This window comes from Rhizobium leguminosarum (assembly GCF_001679785.1).
In the GTDB taxonomy this organism is placed as follows: Bacteria; Pseudomonadota; Alphaproteobacteria; order Rhizobiales; family Rhizobiaceae; genus Rhizobium; species Rhizobium leguminosarum_R.
Genome location: NZ_CP016286.1, coordinates 4,271,605 through 4,285,708, shown reverse-complemented (window position 1 = coordinate 4,285,708; position 14,104 = coordinate 4,271,605). Strand labels below are relative to the sequence as shown.

Below are 14,104 nucleotides of genomic sequence, written 5' to 3'. Positions count from 1 at the left end.
AGCCCGAAAGACCATGCCATGACCGAAACCGACCTTACCATCCGCGAACTCAGGCAGCACTTCGCCGATAAGAGCCTCTCCCCTCTCGAATACTGGCTCGCCCTCGAAGACCATATCGCCGCCTGGGAGCCTTCGATTTCGGCACTCTACCTCTACGATCGGGAATCGGCGCGCGCCCAGGCGAAAGCGTCGACGGAGCGCTGGGCGAAGGCAGAAACGCTAGGCCCCCTCGACGGCATCCCGGTAACGCTGAAGGAATTGATCGCCACGAAGGGCCAGCCGGTGCCATCAGGCACAAGGGCAGTGGAACTCAAACCCGCGGACGCCGATGCACCTGCCGCCGCCCGGCTGCGGGAAGACGGCGCGGTGATCTTCGCCAAGACCACCTGCCCCGATTACGGCATGCTGTCCTCCGGCCTTTCGAGCTTTCATCCTCTCAGCCGCAATCCATGGGACATCACGCAGAATCCCGGCGGATCGAGTGCCGGGGCTTCCGCAGCGGCGGCGGCCGGTTACGGACCACTGCATATCGGCACCGATATCGGCGGTTCGGTGCGCCTTCCCGCCGGCTGGACCGGCATCTTCGGCTTCAAGCCAAGCCATGGGCGCATTCCGGCCGATCCCTATTATGTCGGGCGCTGCGTCGGGCCGATGGCGCGCACGGTCGAGGACGCGGCCTTTTCAATGGCGACGTTGTCACGGCCGGACTGGCGCGACGGCACCAGCCTGCAGCCGAACGATTTCAACTGGATGGATCTCGACATCGACCTGTCGGGCATGAAGATCGGGTTGATGCTCGATGCCGGCTGCGGGCTTGCGGTGGACGACGAGATCAGGGCCGCGGTCGAAACGGCGGCGAAACAGTTCGAGGCGGCCGGCGCGACCATTCTATCGGTCCAGCCGGTGCTGACGCGCGCGATGCTGGATGGGCTCGACAATTTCTGGCGGTCCCGGCTGTGGGGCGATATCGCCGATCTCGACGATAACAGGCGCGACAGCATCCTGCCCTATATCAGGGATTGGGCGAAGGGCGGCGCCGACATCCGCGGCGTCGATGCGGTCAGAGGCTTCAACCAGACGATCGAGATGCGCAAGAGCTGCGGACGGCTGTTCACCGAGGTCGACGCGCTGCTTTCGCCGACCAATCCGATCATCTCCTATCCGGCAGAATGGGCATCTCCCACCAACGATCCGGCCCTGCCGTTCGAGCATATCGGTTTCACGGTTCCGTGGAACATGTCGGAGCAGCCGGCCGCCTCGATCAATTGCGGTTTCTCCCGCTCGGGCATGCCGATCGGGTTGCAGATCGTCGGGCCGCGCTTCGACGACATGCGGGTGCTGAGACTGTCGAAAGCCTTCGAGGACTGGACCGGCGGAGTGAGATCCTGGCCGCAGCCTCCGATCGACTGATCAGCTGATCGGGCGGCGATAGCCGGTCGGTTGCTCGTAGAGCCAGCCGATGCGCTCGACCGCGGCCTCGAAATTCTCGCGCGCCACCGTCATGCTATGGCCGTTGGCGTGCAGAATGGTTTCCGGATCTTCGAAGACGGCGACATGACCCTTCCAGAATACCAGGTCGCCACGGCGGATTTCGGATCGGTCGATCGGCTGGCCAAGGCCTGCCGCCTGCATATCGGTATCGCGTGGCGCAGCTCTGCCCGTCATCAACATCGCCAGCTGGACGAGGGCGGAGCAATCGATGCCGAGGCCGGAACGTCCGCCCCAGAGATAGGGCGTTTCCAGGAAACGGGCGACGATCTCCACGTAATCGGCGCCATCGAGCGCGCCGATCGGCTGGACGTGCTTGGCGAAGATCGCCGTTCCGTCCTCGAGCACGACATAGCGATTGCCGCGCGCTTCCGCCTCACGGGCGACATGAACGCGACTTCCCATCGACAGGATCGCCTGGTGGGGCTTGCGCAGTTCCGGTTCGGGATAGACGAAGCTGCGCTGGACGGTGACCATATGGGTCGGCGCCGGCCGGCCTTCCGAGAGCGCGTCCGCCGCGACATAACCGACATAGCCGTCCGAGGCGGCTTTCACCCAGCACCAGCCGTCGGCGCGATCGAAAACCGTCACGTCCTCGCCGAGAAGCAGTTCGGTATCGATGCCGCGGGCAAGGTCCGGCTCAGGGCGCACGGCCACGACAGGAACGGCGACACGCGCCGGCACGCCTTCCGTAAAACGCGACGCCTCGACCTTGCCTTCGAGCCCTGCTTCCGCGAGATCAGGCCGGTAGGCATGCAGGCGGCGGTCGAGCATCGTCATTCGCATTCCTTTCAGATCGGCAACCGGCGGGCCTGATCTCGGATGAGATCGCCGAGCTTTTCCAGATAAAGCGCACCACCGACAGTGCGCTTGATGATCACATTGCGCCGGTCGGCATCATCGCGCACGCGGTCTACCAGGCCCATCTCGCCCATCGTATCCAAGGCACGGGTAATGACCGGCTTGGTGACCTCAAGCGTGGCGGCAAGCCCGCGCACGGTGTGCGGCGGCGGCACCAGATAAATATGCAGCAGGATCGCCATCTGGCGCAACGTCAAATCGCGGTCGTCGTGGCGGACCTGATCGAGCGCCACCCCATGCCAGAGCCCCAGCGCCTGCGAGGCGGTCAGTTCGATCGGCACGGCCCCTCCGGAAGATCGTTACGCTAACGTTCCATTTTCCGGCAGTTGCCACGCACATGCAAGGGGCGGCAGAAATTGCCGCCCGGCAAGGTGAATAAAATTTTAACGATCGGCAGCAAGGCGCGGCGCGTGAACCGGGATCATGCCACGCGCCTCAGCGCCTACTTTGGCATGGCGTCAGCGCAGGCTCTCGCGGATATGGTGAAAGAGCGCGCGGATTGCCTGCGCCTCGCCGCCGCCCGGCGAATGCGGCCGTTCGGACGGGGCCCAGCCGTAAATGTCGAAATGCACCCAGCTCTTCGCCTTGCTGACGAAACGCTTGAGGAAGAGGGCTGCGGTGATCGCCCCTGCCATGCCGCCGGCCGGCGCGTTGGTGAGGTCGGCGAACTTGGTGCGGATATCCTTTTCGTAGCCGGAATAGAGTGGCAGGCGCCAGATCGGATCGTCGGTTTCCAGGCTCGCTTCGGTGAGGTGATGCGCCAGATTGGCGTCATCGGTGAAGAAAGGCGGAAGATCCGGACCAAGCGCAACGCGGGCGGCGCCGGTCAGCGTCGCCATGTCGATCAGCAGCTCGGGCTCTTCCTCGTCGGCATAGGCAAGCGCATCGGCAAGGATCAAACGGCCTTCGGCGTCGGTATTGTCGATCTGGACGGTCAGGCCCTTGCGGCTCCGGTAGATGTCGCCGGGCCGGAAGGCATTGGACGAGATCGCGTTTTCGACAACCGGAACGATAACGCGCAGGTCGACCTTCAGCTTGGCGTCCATGATCATCAAGGCAAGCCCCATGACATTCGCCGCCCCGCCCATGTCCTTCTTCATCAGCAGCATGGAAGCGGCAGGCTTGATGTCGAGACCGCCGGTATCGAAGCAAACGCCCTTGCCGACGAGGGTCACCTTGCGATGGCCCTTCTTGCCCCAGCGCAGCTCGAGAAGGCGCGGCGCATCGGCGCTGGCCCGGCCGACGGTATGGACCAGCGGGAAATTCTGCTTGAGCAGGTCGTCACCCGTAATAACCGATATCTCCGCCTTGTAATGCCCGGCCAGACCGCGGAAAACGGCCTCGAGCTGGTTCGGACCCATGTCGTTCGTCGGCGTATTGATGAGGTCGCGGGCGAGAAAGACGCCGGCGAGCTGGCGCTTGATGTCGGCGGCGTCGGCATCGCGGGGGATCATCAGCGTCGCCGCCGGCGATTTTTCGGATTTGTAACGGTCGAAACGGTAGCTGCCGAGGCCAAAGCCGAGGGCCAAGCGATTTGCCGTCAGCGGCGCGGTCTCGATGTGCCAATCGCCGGCCGGCAGCGCACGGGCGAGCCTGCCGGTGATGTAAGGCTGCTCGGATGGATTGGTGCCGAGGCCGTAAAGCGCGCCGCCGAGATGGCCTTCGGCCGTCGGGATCAGCAGCAGCGCCCCGCTTTCGGCCTTGTAGCCTGCCCTGCGCGCCCAATCGAGCGCGATCGGATCGATCGTGCCGGTCTCGATATGGGCAGGCGTGACGGCAAAGATCGGCAGCGTCAAACCGCCCTTCGTGTTGAAAGGGGTCGGTCTCTCGATGAACTGATAGGGGGCCATGATTGTCCTTCGGCGGTCGCAAGGAATCGTTCCTTAACGGTCTGTTAGGGTTAACAGACTATTGCTGGAGCGAAGATTACGCGTCAAACCTTTCCCTGTTCCGCTTCGAGGTCAGGCGCCGATTTCGGAATCCAGGAACGCGCCATGCCTGCCTCGCTCACCACCACATTCACCAATCGTATCCTGCAGGGCGCTGCGGCATCGCTGCTCGTCTTGGCACTTGCCGGTTGCTCGACGACCAAGGACCGGATGACGACGGGCTCGGTGCCGAAACTCACCAAACCGGTCGAAGAGATGGATGCGACCGAGCTGCGCTCGGCGACGGACCGGCTCGGTCAGGCCTATGAAAAGAACCCGCGCGATCCCGTCACCGGCATCAACTACGCCAATCTGCTGCGCATGAACGGCCGCGACACGCAGGCGCTCGCCGTCATGCAGCAGGTGGCCATCGCCAATCCCGGCGACCGCAACGTGCTGGCTGCCTACGGCAAGGCACAGGCGGCGGCCGGCCAGTTCCAGCAGGCGCTCGACACGATCGGCCGCGCCCAGACGCCGGACCGTCCGGACTGGAAGCTGATCTCGGCCCAAGGCGCTATCCTCGACCAGATGGGCCGGGCAAGCGATGCAAGGCAGCGCTACCGCGACGCGCTCGACATCCAGCCGAACGAGCCCTCCATCCTTTCCAACCTCGGCATGTCCTACGTGCTGACCGGCGATCTGCGCACGGCCGAAACCTACCTGCGCTCCGCCGCCGGCCAGCCGACTGCCGACAGCCGCGTCAGGCAGAACCTTGCCCTCGTCGTCGGTCTGCAGGGGCGTTTCCCGGAAGCCGAGCAGATCGCCCGGCGCGAACTTTCGCCGCAGCAGGCCGATGCCAATGTCGCCTATCTCAGAGGCATGCTCTCGCAGCAGAATTCCTGGCAAAAACTCGCTGCCAAGGACAAGACGCCGCAAGCTGCAGGCGACAGCAACACCAATTGACCCAATCATGTCGTCGAAAGGCTTACGCTTTCGGAGTGATCATGATCTTAACGGGCGCTCAGGCCCGAAAGAATAAGACGCAAACCTAGGCCGCCCATGACGGCACCGGCGGCCCGGTCGATCCAGCCCTTGGCGGCAAGATAGAGACGCCGCGGATGGCGTGCCGAAAAGGCGAAGGCCACGGTCGAATACCACCCGGCCTCCACGGCAAAGACGCCGAGCGGCAGCGCGACAATGAGATCGAGCGGCACCGTCCTCGGCAGAAGTGCAGCAAAGAGGCTGGCATAGACAATGATGGTTTTCGGGTTGCTGAGCTGGGTCAGCAGGGCAGTCGTGAAGCTCAATCTCAGCGCGCGATTGCCGTTGACGGCGTCAGAGACTTCGAGCGGCTGACCGGCGCTCCTCCAGATATTGACGGCGATATAGACGAGATAGGCGCCGCCTGCGACCTTCAGCAGAACATAGAGCCATTCGAACTGAGACAGCAGCGCCGTCAGCCCGGCAAGCGCCAGCACGGCAAAAACGACACCGCCGACGCCCATGCCGAGTGCGGCCGCAAGGCCATCCAGCCTGGAACGCGAGATGGCGATCCTGGAGACGACGACGAAGCTCGGGCCGGGGCTCATCGCGCCGACCGCCAGGGCTGCCATGATGCTGATGAAAATGCCGGCAGAAGACATCGGACACCTCTCTTTTGGATTGAACGCGCGCCAGGGGCACTGCGGCTGCATCGGCGCGCTTGCCAATGGTCGTCCATCCCGTTTAACAGCTATGCCGGCGGCGGTCACGCGTGTTTGAAGGCCGCAATCGGCCGACGGTCTTTGAGGCAACATCCTCTTCTACAGAAAGCGGCATCCGCTTTCCGGGCCGGCGCAACCGTCAGAACTTGTCTGCCACCTGAATGCCGGCCGGACCGAGAATGACGGCGATCAGCACCGGCAGGAAGAACAGGATCATCGGCACCGTCAGTTTCGGCGGCAGCGCGGCCGCCTTCTTTTCCGCTTCGTTCATGCGCTCGTCGCGTCCTTCCTGGGCGAGAACGCGCAACGCCTGCGCGACTGGCGTGCCGTAGCGATCGGCCTGGATCAGCGCCTGAGTCACCGAACGCACCAGTTCGATCTGGGTGCGCGTGGCAAGATTTTCGAGCGCCACGCGGCGATCCGGCAGGAAGGAGAGTTCGGCCGTGGTCAGCACCATCTCCTCGGCGAGCGCCGGCGACTGCTCGCCGAGTTCTTCCGATACACGGCGCATCGCGGCCTCGATCGAGATGCCGGATTCGACGCAGATCAGCATCAGGTCCAGCGCGTCCGGCCAGGCGCGCTTGATCGAGTGCTGGCGCTTGCCCATGCGGTTGGAGATATAGATGTTCGGCGCGTAGAATCCGAGATAACCGACGCCGATGACGGCAAAGAGGCGGATCGGCGTGCCCTTTTCGGCGAGGTTGCCGAGACCGAAGACCCAGAAGGCAGCAAGCGCCAGGAAAAGGAAAGGCAGCAGGAAACGCGCCACGAGGAAGCTATTCAGCGCATTCTCCGAACGGAAACCCGCGGCACGCAGCTTGTTGACCGTGTTTTCGTCGACCAGCGCCTTGCGCAGGTTGAAGCGCTCGACGATCTGACGGACCGAGCGGTTGTTCTGGTTCCTGAGCGAGGCCTTGCCGGCGCCGGTTTCCGTGTTCATGCGGGCGCGTTCGCGGGCACGGATCTGCTCGCGCTCTGTGGAGACAGCCTTCATACGCTTGTTCAGATCGCCGCGCTCGAAGAAGGGAACGGCAATCGTGTAAAAAGTGGCGAAGACGGCGATCGCGACGAGAAGGGCGATCAGCATGCTCGGATTGGTCAGCGTTGCGGCAAGATCCTGCGACATGGTGCGTCCTTCCGGCTAAATGTCAAAATTGACCATGTTGCGCATGACGAAAATGCCGATCGACATCCAGATCGCCGAGACACCCATGATGAAATGGCCGCGCGGATCGGTGAAAAGGATCATCATGTAGTTCGGCGACGTCATGTAGACGAGGGTCGCGACGATGAAGGGCAGAGCCCCGATGATGACGGCCGACGCCTTGGCTTCCATTGACAGCGCCTGGACCTTGGCCTTCATCTTCCTGCGCTCGCGCAGCACCTTGGAGAGGTTGCCGATCGCTTCCGACAGATTGCCGCCGGCCTGCGACTGGATGGCGATGACGATGGCGAAGAAGTTGACTTCCTGGAGCGGCATGTGGATCGTCATGCGGGCGCAGGCGTCGGGAATGCTGAGGCCGACCTGCTGCGCCTCGATCACCCGCAGGAACTCGCTCTTGACCGGCTCGGTGCCTTCGGTGGCGATAAGGCGGATCGCATCGTTGAGCGGCAGGCCCGATTTGATCGAGCGCGTGATGACGTCAAGCGCATTGGGGAGTTCGTTCAAAAACTTGGTCTGGCGGCGCTTGATCAGGAAGCCGACGACCCAGCGCGGCAGGCCGAGACCGGCGACGACGGCGATACCGACCATGACCATCCACGATGCGCCGACGACCAAGGCGACAAGCAGCAGCACGGAGGCGAAGACGGCGCTGATGAGATAGAATTTCGCCGCCGTGATCGTCAGGCCGGCCTGCACCAGCCGCGATTTCATCGACACGGTCTTCTTGGTCTTCTCGTGCTGGCGCTTTTCCAGATCCTTCAGATTGTCCTGCACCGATTTACGGCGCTTCGACAGCTCTTGCACCCGGTCACGGGCGGCCTTGACCTTGACCCGGTCGCTTTCGGCCGATTTGACCCGATTGATGCGGCTTGCCGATTTCTTGTCGGCCTCGATCTTCGAAAACAACAAGGCATAGGCGACCGCCGCCGCGGAGACGGCGGCGAGGACGACGATTGCCAACACTATCGGATCGAACCCGAACATCTCGCCTATTCCTTCGTTTTCGCTTCCATCGCGTCGAGGGCGGCGGCAAGACGCTTTTCCTCGTTGAAGTAGCGGGCGCGATCCCAGAAATGCGGCTTGCCGACGCCGGTCGACATGTGCCGGCCAATCAGGCGGCCGTTCGCATCCTCGCCTTCGATCTCGTAGCGCATCAGGTCCTGGGTGATGATGACGTCGCCTTCCATGCCGATCACCTCGGTGATCTGGGTGATGCGGCGCGAACCGTCGCGAAGGCGCGCCGCCTGAATGACGACGTCGACCGAGCTTGAAATGATCTCGCGGACCGTCTTTGCCGGCAGGGTAAAGCCGCCCATGGCGATCATCGATTCAATACGGCTCAGGCATTCGCGCGGTGTGTTGGCGTGGATCGTGCCCATCGAGCCGTCGTGACCGGTGTTCATCGCCTGCAGCAGGTCGAACACCTCAGGTCCGCGCACTTCGCCGACGATGATGCGCTCGGGACGCATACGCAGGCAGTTCTTGACCAGATCGCGCATGGTGATCTCGCCCTCGCCTTCGATATTCGGCGGGCGCGTTTCGAGACGAACGACATGCGGCTGCTGCAGCTGCAGTTCGGCGGTATCCTCGCAGGTGATGACGCGTTCGTCCCTGTCGATATAATTGGTGAGGCAGTTCAGCAGCGTGGTTTTGCCCGAGCCGGTGCCGCCTGAAATGACAACATTACAGCGTACGCGCCCGATGATCTGCAGCACGGTTGCGCCTTCCGGCGTGATCGCACCGAAACGGACGAGCTGATCGAGCGTCAGCTTATCCTTCTTGAACTTGCGGATGGTGAGCGCCGGCCCGTCGATCGACAGCGGCGGCGCGATGACGTTGACGCGCGAACCATCCGGCAGGCGGGCGTCGCAGATCGGGCTCGATTCGTCGACGCGGCGGCCGACCTGGCTGACGATGCGCTGGCAGATCGAGAGAAGCTGTGCATTGTCGCGGAAGCGAATCTCGGATTCGATCGTCTTGCCGCCGACTTCGATGAAAGTCTGGCCGGCGCCGTTGACCATGATGTCGGCAATGTCGTCGCGCGCCAGCAACGGCTCCAGCGGGCCGTAGCCCAGGACGTCGTTGCAGATATCCTCGAGCAGTTCTTCCTGCTCGGAGATCGACATCGCAAAGTTCTTGATGGTGATGATGTCGTTGACGATGTCGCGGATTTCCTCGCGGGCGCTTTCGCCGTCGAGCTTGGAAAGCTGCGAGAGATCGATCGTGTCGATCAGCGCGGAAAAGACCTGCGCCTTAGTGTCGTAATATTCATCGGTGCGGGCCGGGCGCTTGCGCTGCGGCGCCTGCATCGGCGGCGGCGTCACCTGCTGGCGTGCGGACTCGCGCGAGGGTTCGACCAGAATGGAGGGGGAAGAGGCCGCAAGGGCGGCGGCCGGAACCGGCGGCGGCGGAGCAATCGCCCCTCCGACCTTTCCGGAACCTTCGTTTCCGCGTTTTCCAAACATGCCACTCGATCCAATCTGCTCGTTCTAGAGAATTTCCCGATCTCCGACTGAGGGAAATGCTCTATCTTTTTGTTTTCACGCAATTCCGGATGCAAAACCGCTGCCCGCTTTTGCTGGAAATGCTCGTCGTCTACTTGCGCTTCAGGAGGCCCAGCAGGCCGCCTTTCTTCGCCTTCTTGATCGCGACCCGGCCGGTGACGATGTGCGATATCTGCGAAAAGGTTTCCGCCGTCGGCGACTTCGGGTCGACTTCGGAAATCATCCGGCCGCTGTTGGCGGCGTTGCCGAAAAGACTGATGTCGAAGGGGATGATCGCGATCGGATCGATCTCCAGCGGCTCACAAAAATCCGACGGCGAAATCTCCGGCCGTTTCGGCATGCCAACCTGATTGAGGATGAGATGCGGCGGCCTGTCGTTCGGCCGCATCTTGCGCAGCGCGTCCAGCATGTTCTTGGCGTTGCGCAGATTGGCGAGATCGGGAACCGCTGCGATGACCACCTCGTCGACGCTCGACAGCACCGAGCGCGTCCATTCCGACCATGCATGCGGAACATCGAGCACGGTGACGGGCGCGCTGCGCTGCAGGACGTCGAGCACCGGCTGGAAGGCCTGGCCGTCGAAATCATAAGCACGATCGAGCAGCGAGGGTGCGGCAAGCAGCGACAGATGCTCGGAGCATTTCGTCAGCAGGCGGTCGAGGAAGACCTCGTCGAGACGATCGGGTGCGAAGACCGCTTCGGCAATGCCCTGGGCCGGATCCTGATCGAAGTCGATGTTGGCGGTGCCAAAGGGCAGGTCAAGATCGGCGAGGATCGTCTCGGTGGAGAAGAGATTGGAAATGCCGAAGGCGCAATTATGCGCGATGGTCGAGGCGCCGGTGCCGCCCTTCGAGCCGATGAAGGCGATGCTGCGGCCGAGCGGCTCGGCGTCCGGATCGACAAAGATCGAGGCCATCGCCGTAAGGATATCGGGCATGGCGACGGGCTGGACCATATATTCGGAAATGCCGTTGCGGATGAGCTCGCGGTAAAGCCCGATATCGTTGTAGTAGCCGATAATGACGACCTTGGTCGTCGGATCGCAGACGGCGGCGAGTGGCGCGAGTTCGCCGAGCAGGTTCGCGGCATTCGCCTTGGTCTCAAGGATGATGAGATTCGGCGTCGGGGCGCCGGAAAACATATTGGCGGCAGCGGCGATGCCGCCGCTGGTGATGCGCATGCTGACTTTCGCGACGCGCCGATCATTGGCGCAGCGTTCCATGACTTGCTGCAGGGCCTCGCTCTCGCAGAAGGCATGGACGGAGATGCGCGGCAACGGCCGCATGTTTTCCAGATCCGCCATGCGCACCGCCTCCTCGGCGTTGCGAAGCTCGCTGGGATTCCTGATTTCGTATTCGATCGCGCTCATCGTTCCGTTCCGCCTCAGAATCCGCTATCGCCGGCATCTTCGATCGTCGTCGTCGTCGTCCGGTATTCCTGGATCGCATTGTTGCGCCGCTGCGCATCGATCGGGGTCATGCCGCGGGGCGCCACCAGATCCTCCGGATTGGCGATCTGGGCGGCAAGGTTGTTCTGCGAGGCGCAGCCGAAATTATAGTAGTTCTGGTTGGTCAAATCGTTCGATATGTCCTTCGGCCATTGACCGCATTGCGTGGTGACCGCGGTGGTGCCGGTAAAGCTCAGCCGGATCGGCGCCGCATCGCCAGGACCGACCGCGGCATAGGAGGTGTTGACGATTTTCGAGCTTGCGATCCCCCTCGATGTCAGCTCGGCACGGACCTGATTGCGCAGCTGATAGGCTGCGGCCGAATTGGGCGAGCCTTGCGGCGACAGCACATAAACCGGCCCCGAGGCGCGCGAGATGTAGTTTGCGGCAAAGCCACGAATGAGGTCGCGCTGAGCGATGGTCAGGCGGCGATCGGTGGAGGCGACGGGTATATCCACCGTCTGCTCCGCCTCCGTGACGATGATCGGGTGGCGGGCGCGGTAATCGTCCGGAATGCCGCCGGTCGTTAGTTGGTCATGCGGGCCGGCGCATCCGGAAAGTATCGCCGCCGACATGGCGACCGTGGCAAAAAGCGCCTTCGAGATTCCGAGGCGGGGTGTCGTCGCATTCATATGGGCCATCGCCTGATCTCTGTTTTCTGCCATCGCTGCCGATCGTGCCCCGCTCATTTGTAGATGAACCCGATCGAGCCGTGGAACTGCGCATCGGCAACGGGCGCCTCGCGGCGGCCATAGACCTTGTTGACACGGTTGAGGAAGAAGGTCGCACCGTCATTCTCAGGGCTGAAATTGTCGTCCGGCCGGTTGAGCTGATTGCGCGCCACCGGGCGCACCAGATAGGGCGTTGCGATGATGACGAGTTCGGTTTCCTGACGCTCGAACCCCTTCTGGCGGAAGAGCGTCCCGAGCAGCGGGATCTTCGAGACGCCGGGCGTGCCGCCCATCGTCTGGGAAACATTGTCGCGGATAAGGCCGGCGAGCGCGATCGAGCCGCCCGAGGGCAGCTCCACCGAGGTCTCCGCCGAACGGCGCTGATAGGTGGCGTTGCCGCTACCGGCCACCGGTTCGGAGACATTGGTCTTGATCTGCAGGCTGATGCGTCCCGATGACAGCACGACCGGTTTGAAGGCGAGGTTGATACCGTAGTTGAACGGGACGACGGTGACGTTGCCGTCGTTGTCGGTCGTCGAATAAAGCTGCTGGCCACCGGAATTGAAGGTCGCGGCCTGGCCCGATATCGCCGTCAGCGTCGGTTCGGCGAGCGTCTTGACGACCTTGGCCTGTTCCAGCGCATTGAGGTAGGTCGAAATGTCGTATTTGCCGATCGAGCTCTTGAAAAGCGCCGCCAGGCCGCCGCCGACCGTCGATGCGGCGCTGTCGGCGTTCGGACTGCCGAGCTGGGCGACCGTCATGCCGGAGGAATTGGAAACCAGATTGTCGAAGCCGAGCTGCTTCAGCACCTCGCGGCGGACCTCGGCGATCGTCACCTTGAGGGTGACCTGGTCCTCGCCCTCGATCTGCAGGAGGTTGACGACCTGAGAGCTCTGGCGACCTTCGGCAAAGAGCGCCACCGAGCTGTCGCCGCCGGTACCGGATGCCGTTTCGGTTCTGGTCGTCGCCTCGCCGCCCTTCAGGAACACCTGCGCCAGATCGGCCGCCTGCGTAGCGTCCTGCGGCGTGCGCACCGTGCCGGTCAGCACGATGTTGTCGGAGACGATTTCGACGTTGATGTTGGAGTCGGGAATGAAGCGGCGGAGATTGACTTCGAGGCCGGAGACGTCGCGCTCGATCTCGATGTCGAGATTGACGATCTCCTGTCCACCGGCGCCGAAGACGAAGATATTCGTCTGGCCGACCTTCTTGCCGAACAGATAGATGCGCCGCGAGGTGCGGGTCACGGCATCGGCCATGGTCGGATCGGAGACGAGGATATCATGCGCATCCTCAGGCAGATCGACGACGACGGCCTTGTTGAGACCGATCTTCAGCCGGCGATGGGCATTGGAGCCGGTCTGCGAAATCCGGACCAGGCTATCGGAATCGGCACGCGCCTCGCCTGCTCCGAAAAGTGGGGCGAAAGGGGCCGGCACTATACCGGAGACGCCGATTGCCAGCGAAAGGCAACCTGTCAGGAGAGGTCCGGCGCGCCGCGTTGAATTGCCCATTTGCACGTCCCTTACTCCGCCTTCGGCGCGGCGGCGGCATCCGTGACGATGGCGCCCGATTTGATGACCTGGATGATCGCACTGCCGTTGTCGCCGCTCAGCAAATAATCGGCGGCACTGGTATCCTGCTCCTGCGCATCGGCGACCGAGCGCAGCGCGAGCGACAGCCGGTCTGCCATTTGCTGGGCGACGGCAAGAACCTTCGTTTGATCGGGCGTGAGCTCGAGCGTCGCGGTCGTGCCGACCACCGATTTCGAGCCGTCGTCCTTTTCCTGGATCTGCTGGTCGATGGCGAGGACGCGGACATTGCTCAGCACGGTTTCGGTGATGAGCTTGTCGGACTCAGTGCCCTTGCGGACCATGATGACGTCGACGCGATCATTCGGCAGGATGAAACCGCCGGCACCGGTTGCCACCGATATCTCGGTCGCGACGGCGCGCTTGCCGGCCGGCAACAGCGAGGAGAGGATGCGGCTGCTGGAATCGGCGATCTTTTCCGGCCGGATCGGTTCGCCTTCGAAGATCGGCAGACGCACGACGGCGCCCTGCAGATCCTTGATCGCATCCGGCTTGTCGGCTTCGGTGATGAGGCCGGGAACGACGCCGCCCTGCGGCCAGGCCATCCAGTGCACCGACTTCTCGTCCAGTCTTGCGCCGACCGACAGATTGGCGCTCGAGACGAGGATGTTGACGGTCGGTTCCTTCTCGATGACCGACTGGACCTGGGTAACGACACCGCCACTGCCCGCCATGCGCATTGCCAGGAGGCCGGCAAGGCCGGCTGCCGCCACGGCGACAGCTAGGATTATAAGGCGGGCCGGTTTCATCGATCATTCCTCAGGGCACGATATGTTCGCCCTGTAGAATGCTCAGCAATTGGTAT

Annotated in this window: 13 protein-coding genes; 2 read left to right on the top strand and 11 right to left on the bottom strand. The window is 63.0% G+C overall.

Going from position 1 to position 14,104, the window contains the following annotated elements:
• The first annotated feature begins 18 nt into the window (after positions 1-18).
• Positions 19-1,410 (top strand): amidase, encoded by a 1,392-nt coding sequence (locus BA011_RS20815; RefSeq protein WP_065281829.1) that lies wholly within the window; start codon positions 19-21, stop codon positions 1,408-1,410.
• Here BA011_RS20815 and BA011_RS20810 read toward each other — a convergent pair whose 3' ends face one another.
• The 3 genes from BA011_RS20810 to BA011_RS20800 all read right to left on the bottom strand — a co-directional run bounded on the left by BA011_RS20810 (position 1,411) and on the right by BA011_RS20800 (position 4,199).
• Positions 1,411-2,268, bottom strand: coding sequence for an NlpC/P60 family protein (locus BA011_RS20810; RefSeq protein WP_065281828.1), 858 nt, complete (start codon positions 2,266-2,268; stop codon positions 1,411-1,413).
• A gap of 11 nt (positions 2,269-2,279) precedes the next feature.
• Complete coding sequence (locus BA011_RS20805) at positions 2,280-2,630, bottom strand: MarR family transcriptional regulator (RefSeq protein WP_027669177.1); 351 nt, start codon at positions 2,628-2,630, stop codon at positions 2,280-2,282.
• A 177-nt stretch (positions 2,631-2,807) separates the two neighbouring features.
• Entirely contained in the window at positions 2,808-4,199 is a 1,392-nt protein-coding gene (locus BA011_RS20800) for a leucyl aminopeptidase family protein (RefSeq protein ID WP_065281827.1), read from the bottom strand.
• A gap of 144 nt (positions 4,200-4,343) precedes the next feature.
• Between BA011_RS20800 and BA011_RS20795 the strand changes: the two genes are divergently transcribed.
• Positions 4,344-5,180 carry a tetratricopeptide repeat protein gene (locus BA011_RS20795; RefSeq protein WP_065281826.1) on the top strand — a complete coding sequence of 279 codons (837 nt, stop codon included), beginning with the start codon at positions 4,344-4,346 and terminating at the stop codon, positions 5,178-5,180.
• 47 nt (positions 5,181-5,227) lie between these two features.
• Here BA011_RS20795 and BA011_RS20790 read toward each other — a convergent pair whose 3' ends face one another.
• From BA011_RS20790 to cpaB, 8 genes are all read right to left on the bottom strand, one after another.
• Entirely contained in the window at positions 5,228-5,860 is a 633-nt protein-coding gene (locus BA011_RS20790) for a LysE family translocator (protein ID WP_065281825.1), read from the bottom strand.
• 199 nt (positions 5,861-6,059) lie between these two features.
• A complete protein-coding gene (locus BA011_RS20785) occupies positions 6,060-7,046 on the bottom strand; it encodes a type II secretion system F family protein (RefSeq protein ID WP_065281824.1) in 987 nt (328 codons plus the stop codon).
• A gap of 15 nt (positions 7,047-7,061) precedes the next feature.
• The gene (locus BA011_RS20780) at positions 7,062-8,069 is read right to left on the bottom strand and encodes a type II secretion system F family protein (protein WP_065281823.1); all 1,008 of its coding nucleotides are present in this window, start codon (positions 8,067-8,069) and stop codon (positions 7,062-7,064) included.
• 5 nt (positions 8,070-8,074) lie between these two features.
• Positions 8,075-9,550, bottom strand: coding sequence for a CpaF family protein (locus BA011_RS20775; protein WP_065281822.1), 1,476 nt, complete (start codon positions 9,548-9,550; stop codon positions 8,075-8,077).
• A 130-nt stretch (positions 9,551-9,680) separates the two neighbouring features.
• Positions 9,681-10,958 (bottom strand): AAA family ATPase, encoded by a 1,278-nt coding sequence (locus tag BA011_RS20770; protein ID WP_065281821.1) that lies wholly within the window; start codon positions 10,956-10,958, stop codon positions 9,681-9,683.
• A 14-nt stretch (positions 10,959-10,972) separates the two neighbouring features.
• Positions 10,973-11,725, bottom strand: a complete 753-nt coding sequence (locus BA011_RS20765; RefSeq protein WP_065281820.1) for a CpaD family pilus assembly protein — start codon at positions 11,723-11,725, stop codon at positions 10,973-10,975.
• A complete protein-coding gene (locus BA011_RS20760) occupies positions 11,722-13,221 on the bottom strand; it encodes a type II and III secretion system protein family protein (RefSeq protein ID WP_065281819.1) in 1,500 nt (499 codons plus the stop codon). The genes BA011_RS20765 and BA011_RS20760 overlap by 4 nt, the downstream gene beginning before the upstream one ends.
• An 11-nt stretch (positions 13,222-13,232) precedes the next feature.
• Positions 13,233-14,048 (bottom strand): Flp pilus assembly protein CpaB, encoded by an 816-nt coding sequence (gene cpaB, locus BA011_RS20755; protein ID WP_065281818.1) that lies wholly within the window; start codon positions 14,046-14,048, stop codon positions 13,233-13,235.
• Between the last annotated feature and the right edge of the window lie 56 nt (positions 14,049-14,104).

Excerpts from the sequence above, each read along its gene's own strand:
- BA011_RS20815 (WP_065281829.1), top strand. The coding sequence starts at position 19 with ATGACCGAAACCGACCTTACCATCCGCGAACTCAGGCAGCACTTCGCC.
- BA011_RS20810 (WP_065281828.1), bottom strand. The coding sequence starts at position 2,268 with ATGACGATGCTCGACCGCCGCCTGCATGCCTACCGGCCTGATCTCGCG.
- BA011_RS20800 (WP_065281827.1), bottom strand. The coding sequence starts at position 4,199 with ATGGCCCCCTATCAGTTCATCGAGAGACCGACCCCTTTCAACACGAAG.
- BA011_RS20795 (WP_065281826.1), top strand. The coding sequence starts at position 4,344 with ATGCCTGCCTCGCTCACCACCACATTCACCAATCGTATCCTGCAGGGC.
- BA011_RS20790 (WP_065281825.1), bottom strand. The coding sequence starts at position 5,860 with ATGTCTTCTGCCGGCATTTTCATCAGCATCATGGCAGCCCTGGCGGTC.
- BA011_RS20785 (WP_065281824.1), bottom strand. The coding sequence starts at position 7,046 with ATGTCGCAGGATCTTGCCGCAACGCTGACCAATCCGAGCATGCTGATC.
- BA011_RS20780 (WP_065281823.1), bottom strand. The coding sequence starts at position 8,069 with ATGTTCGGGTTCGATCCGATAGTGTTGGCAATCGTCGTCCTCGCCGCC.
- BA011_RS20775 (WP_065281822.1), bottom strand. The coding sequence starts at position 9,550 with ATGTTTGGAAAACGCGGAAACGAAGGTTCCGGAAAGGTCGGAGGGGCG.
- BA011_RS20770 (WP_065281821.1), bottom strand. The coding sequence starts at position 10,958 with ATGAGCGCGATCGAATACGAAATCAGGAATCCCAGCGAGCTTCGCAAC.
- BA011_RS20765 (WP_065281820.1), bottom strand. The coding sequence starts at position 11,725 with ATGAGCGGGGCACGATCGGCAGCGATGGCAGAAAACAGAGATCAGGCG.
- BA011_RS20760 (WP_065281819.1), bottom strand. The coding sequence starts at position 13,221 with ATGGGCAATTCAACGCGGCGCGCCGGACCTCTCCTGACAGGTTGCCTT.
- cpaB (WP_065281818.1), bottom strand. The coding sequence starts at position 14,048 with ATGAAACCGGCCCGCCTTATAATCCTAGCTGTCGCCGTGGCGGCAGCC.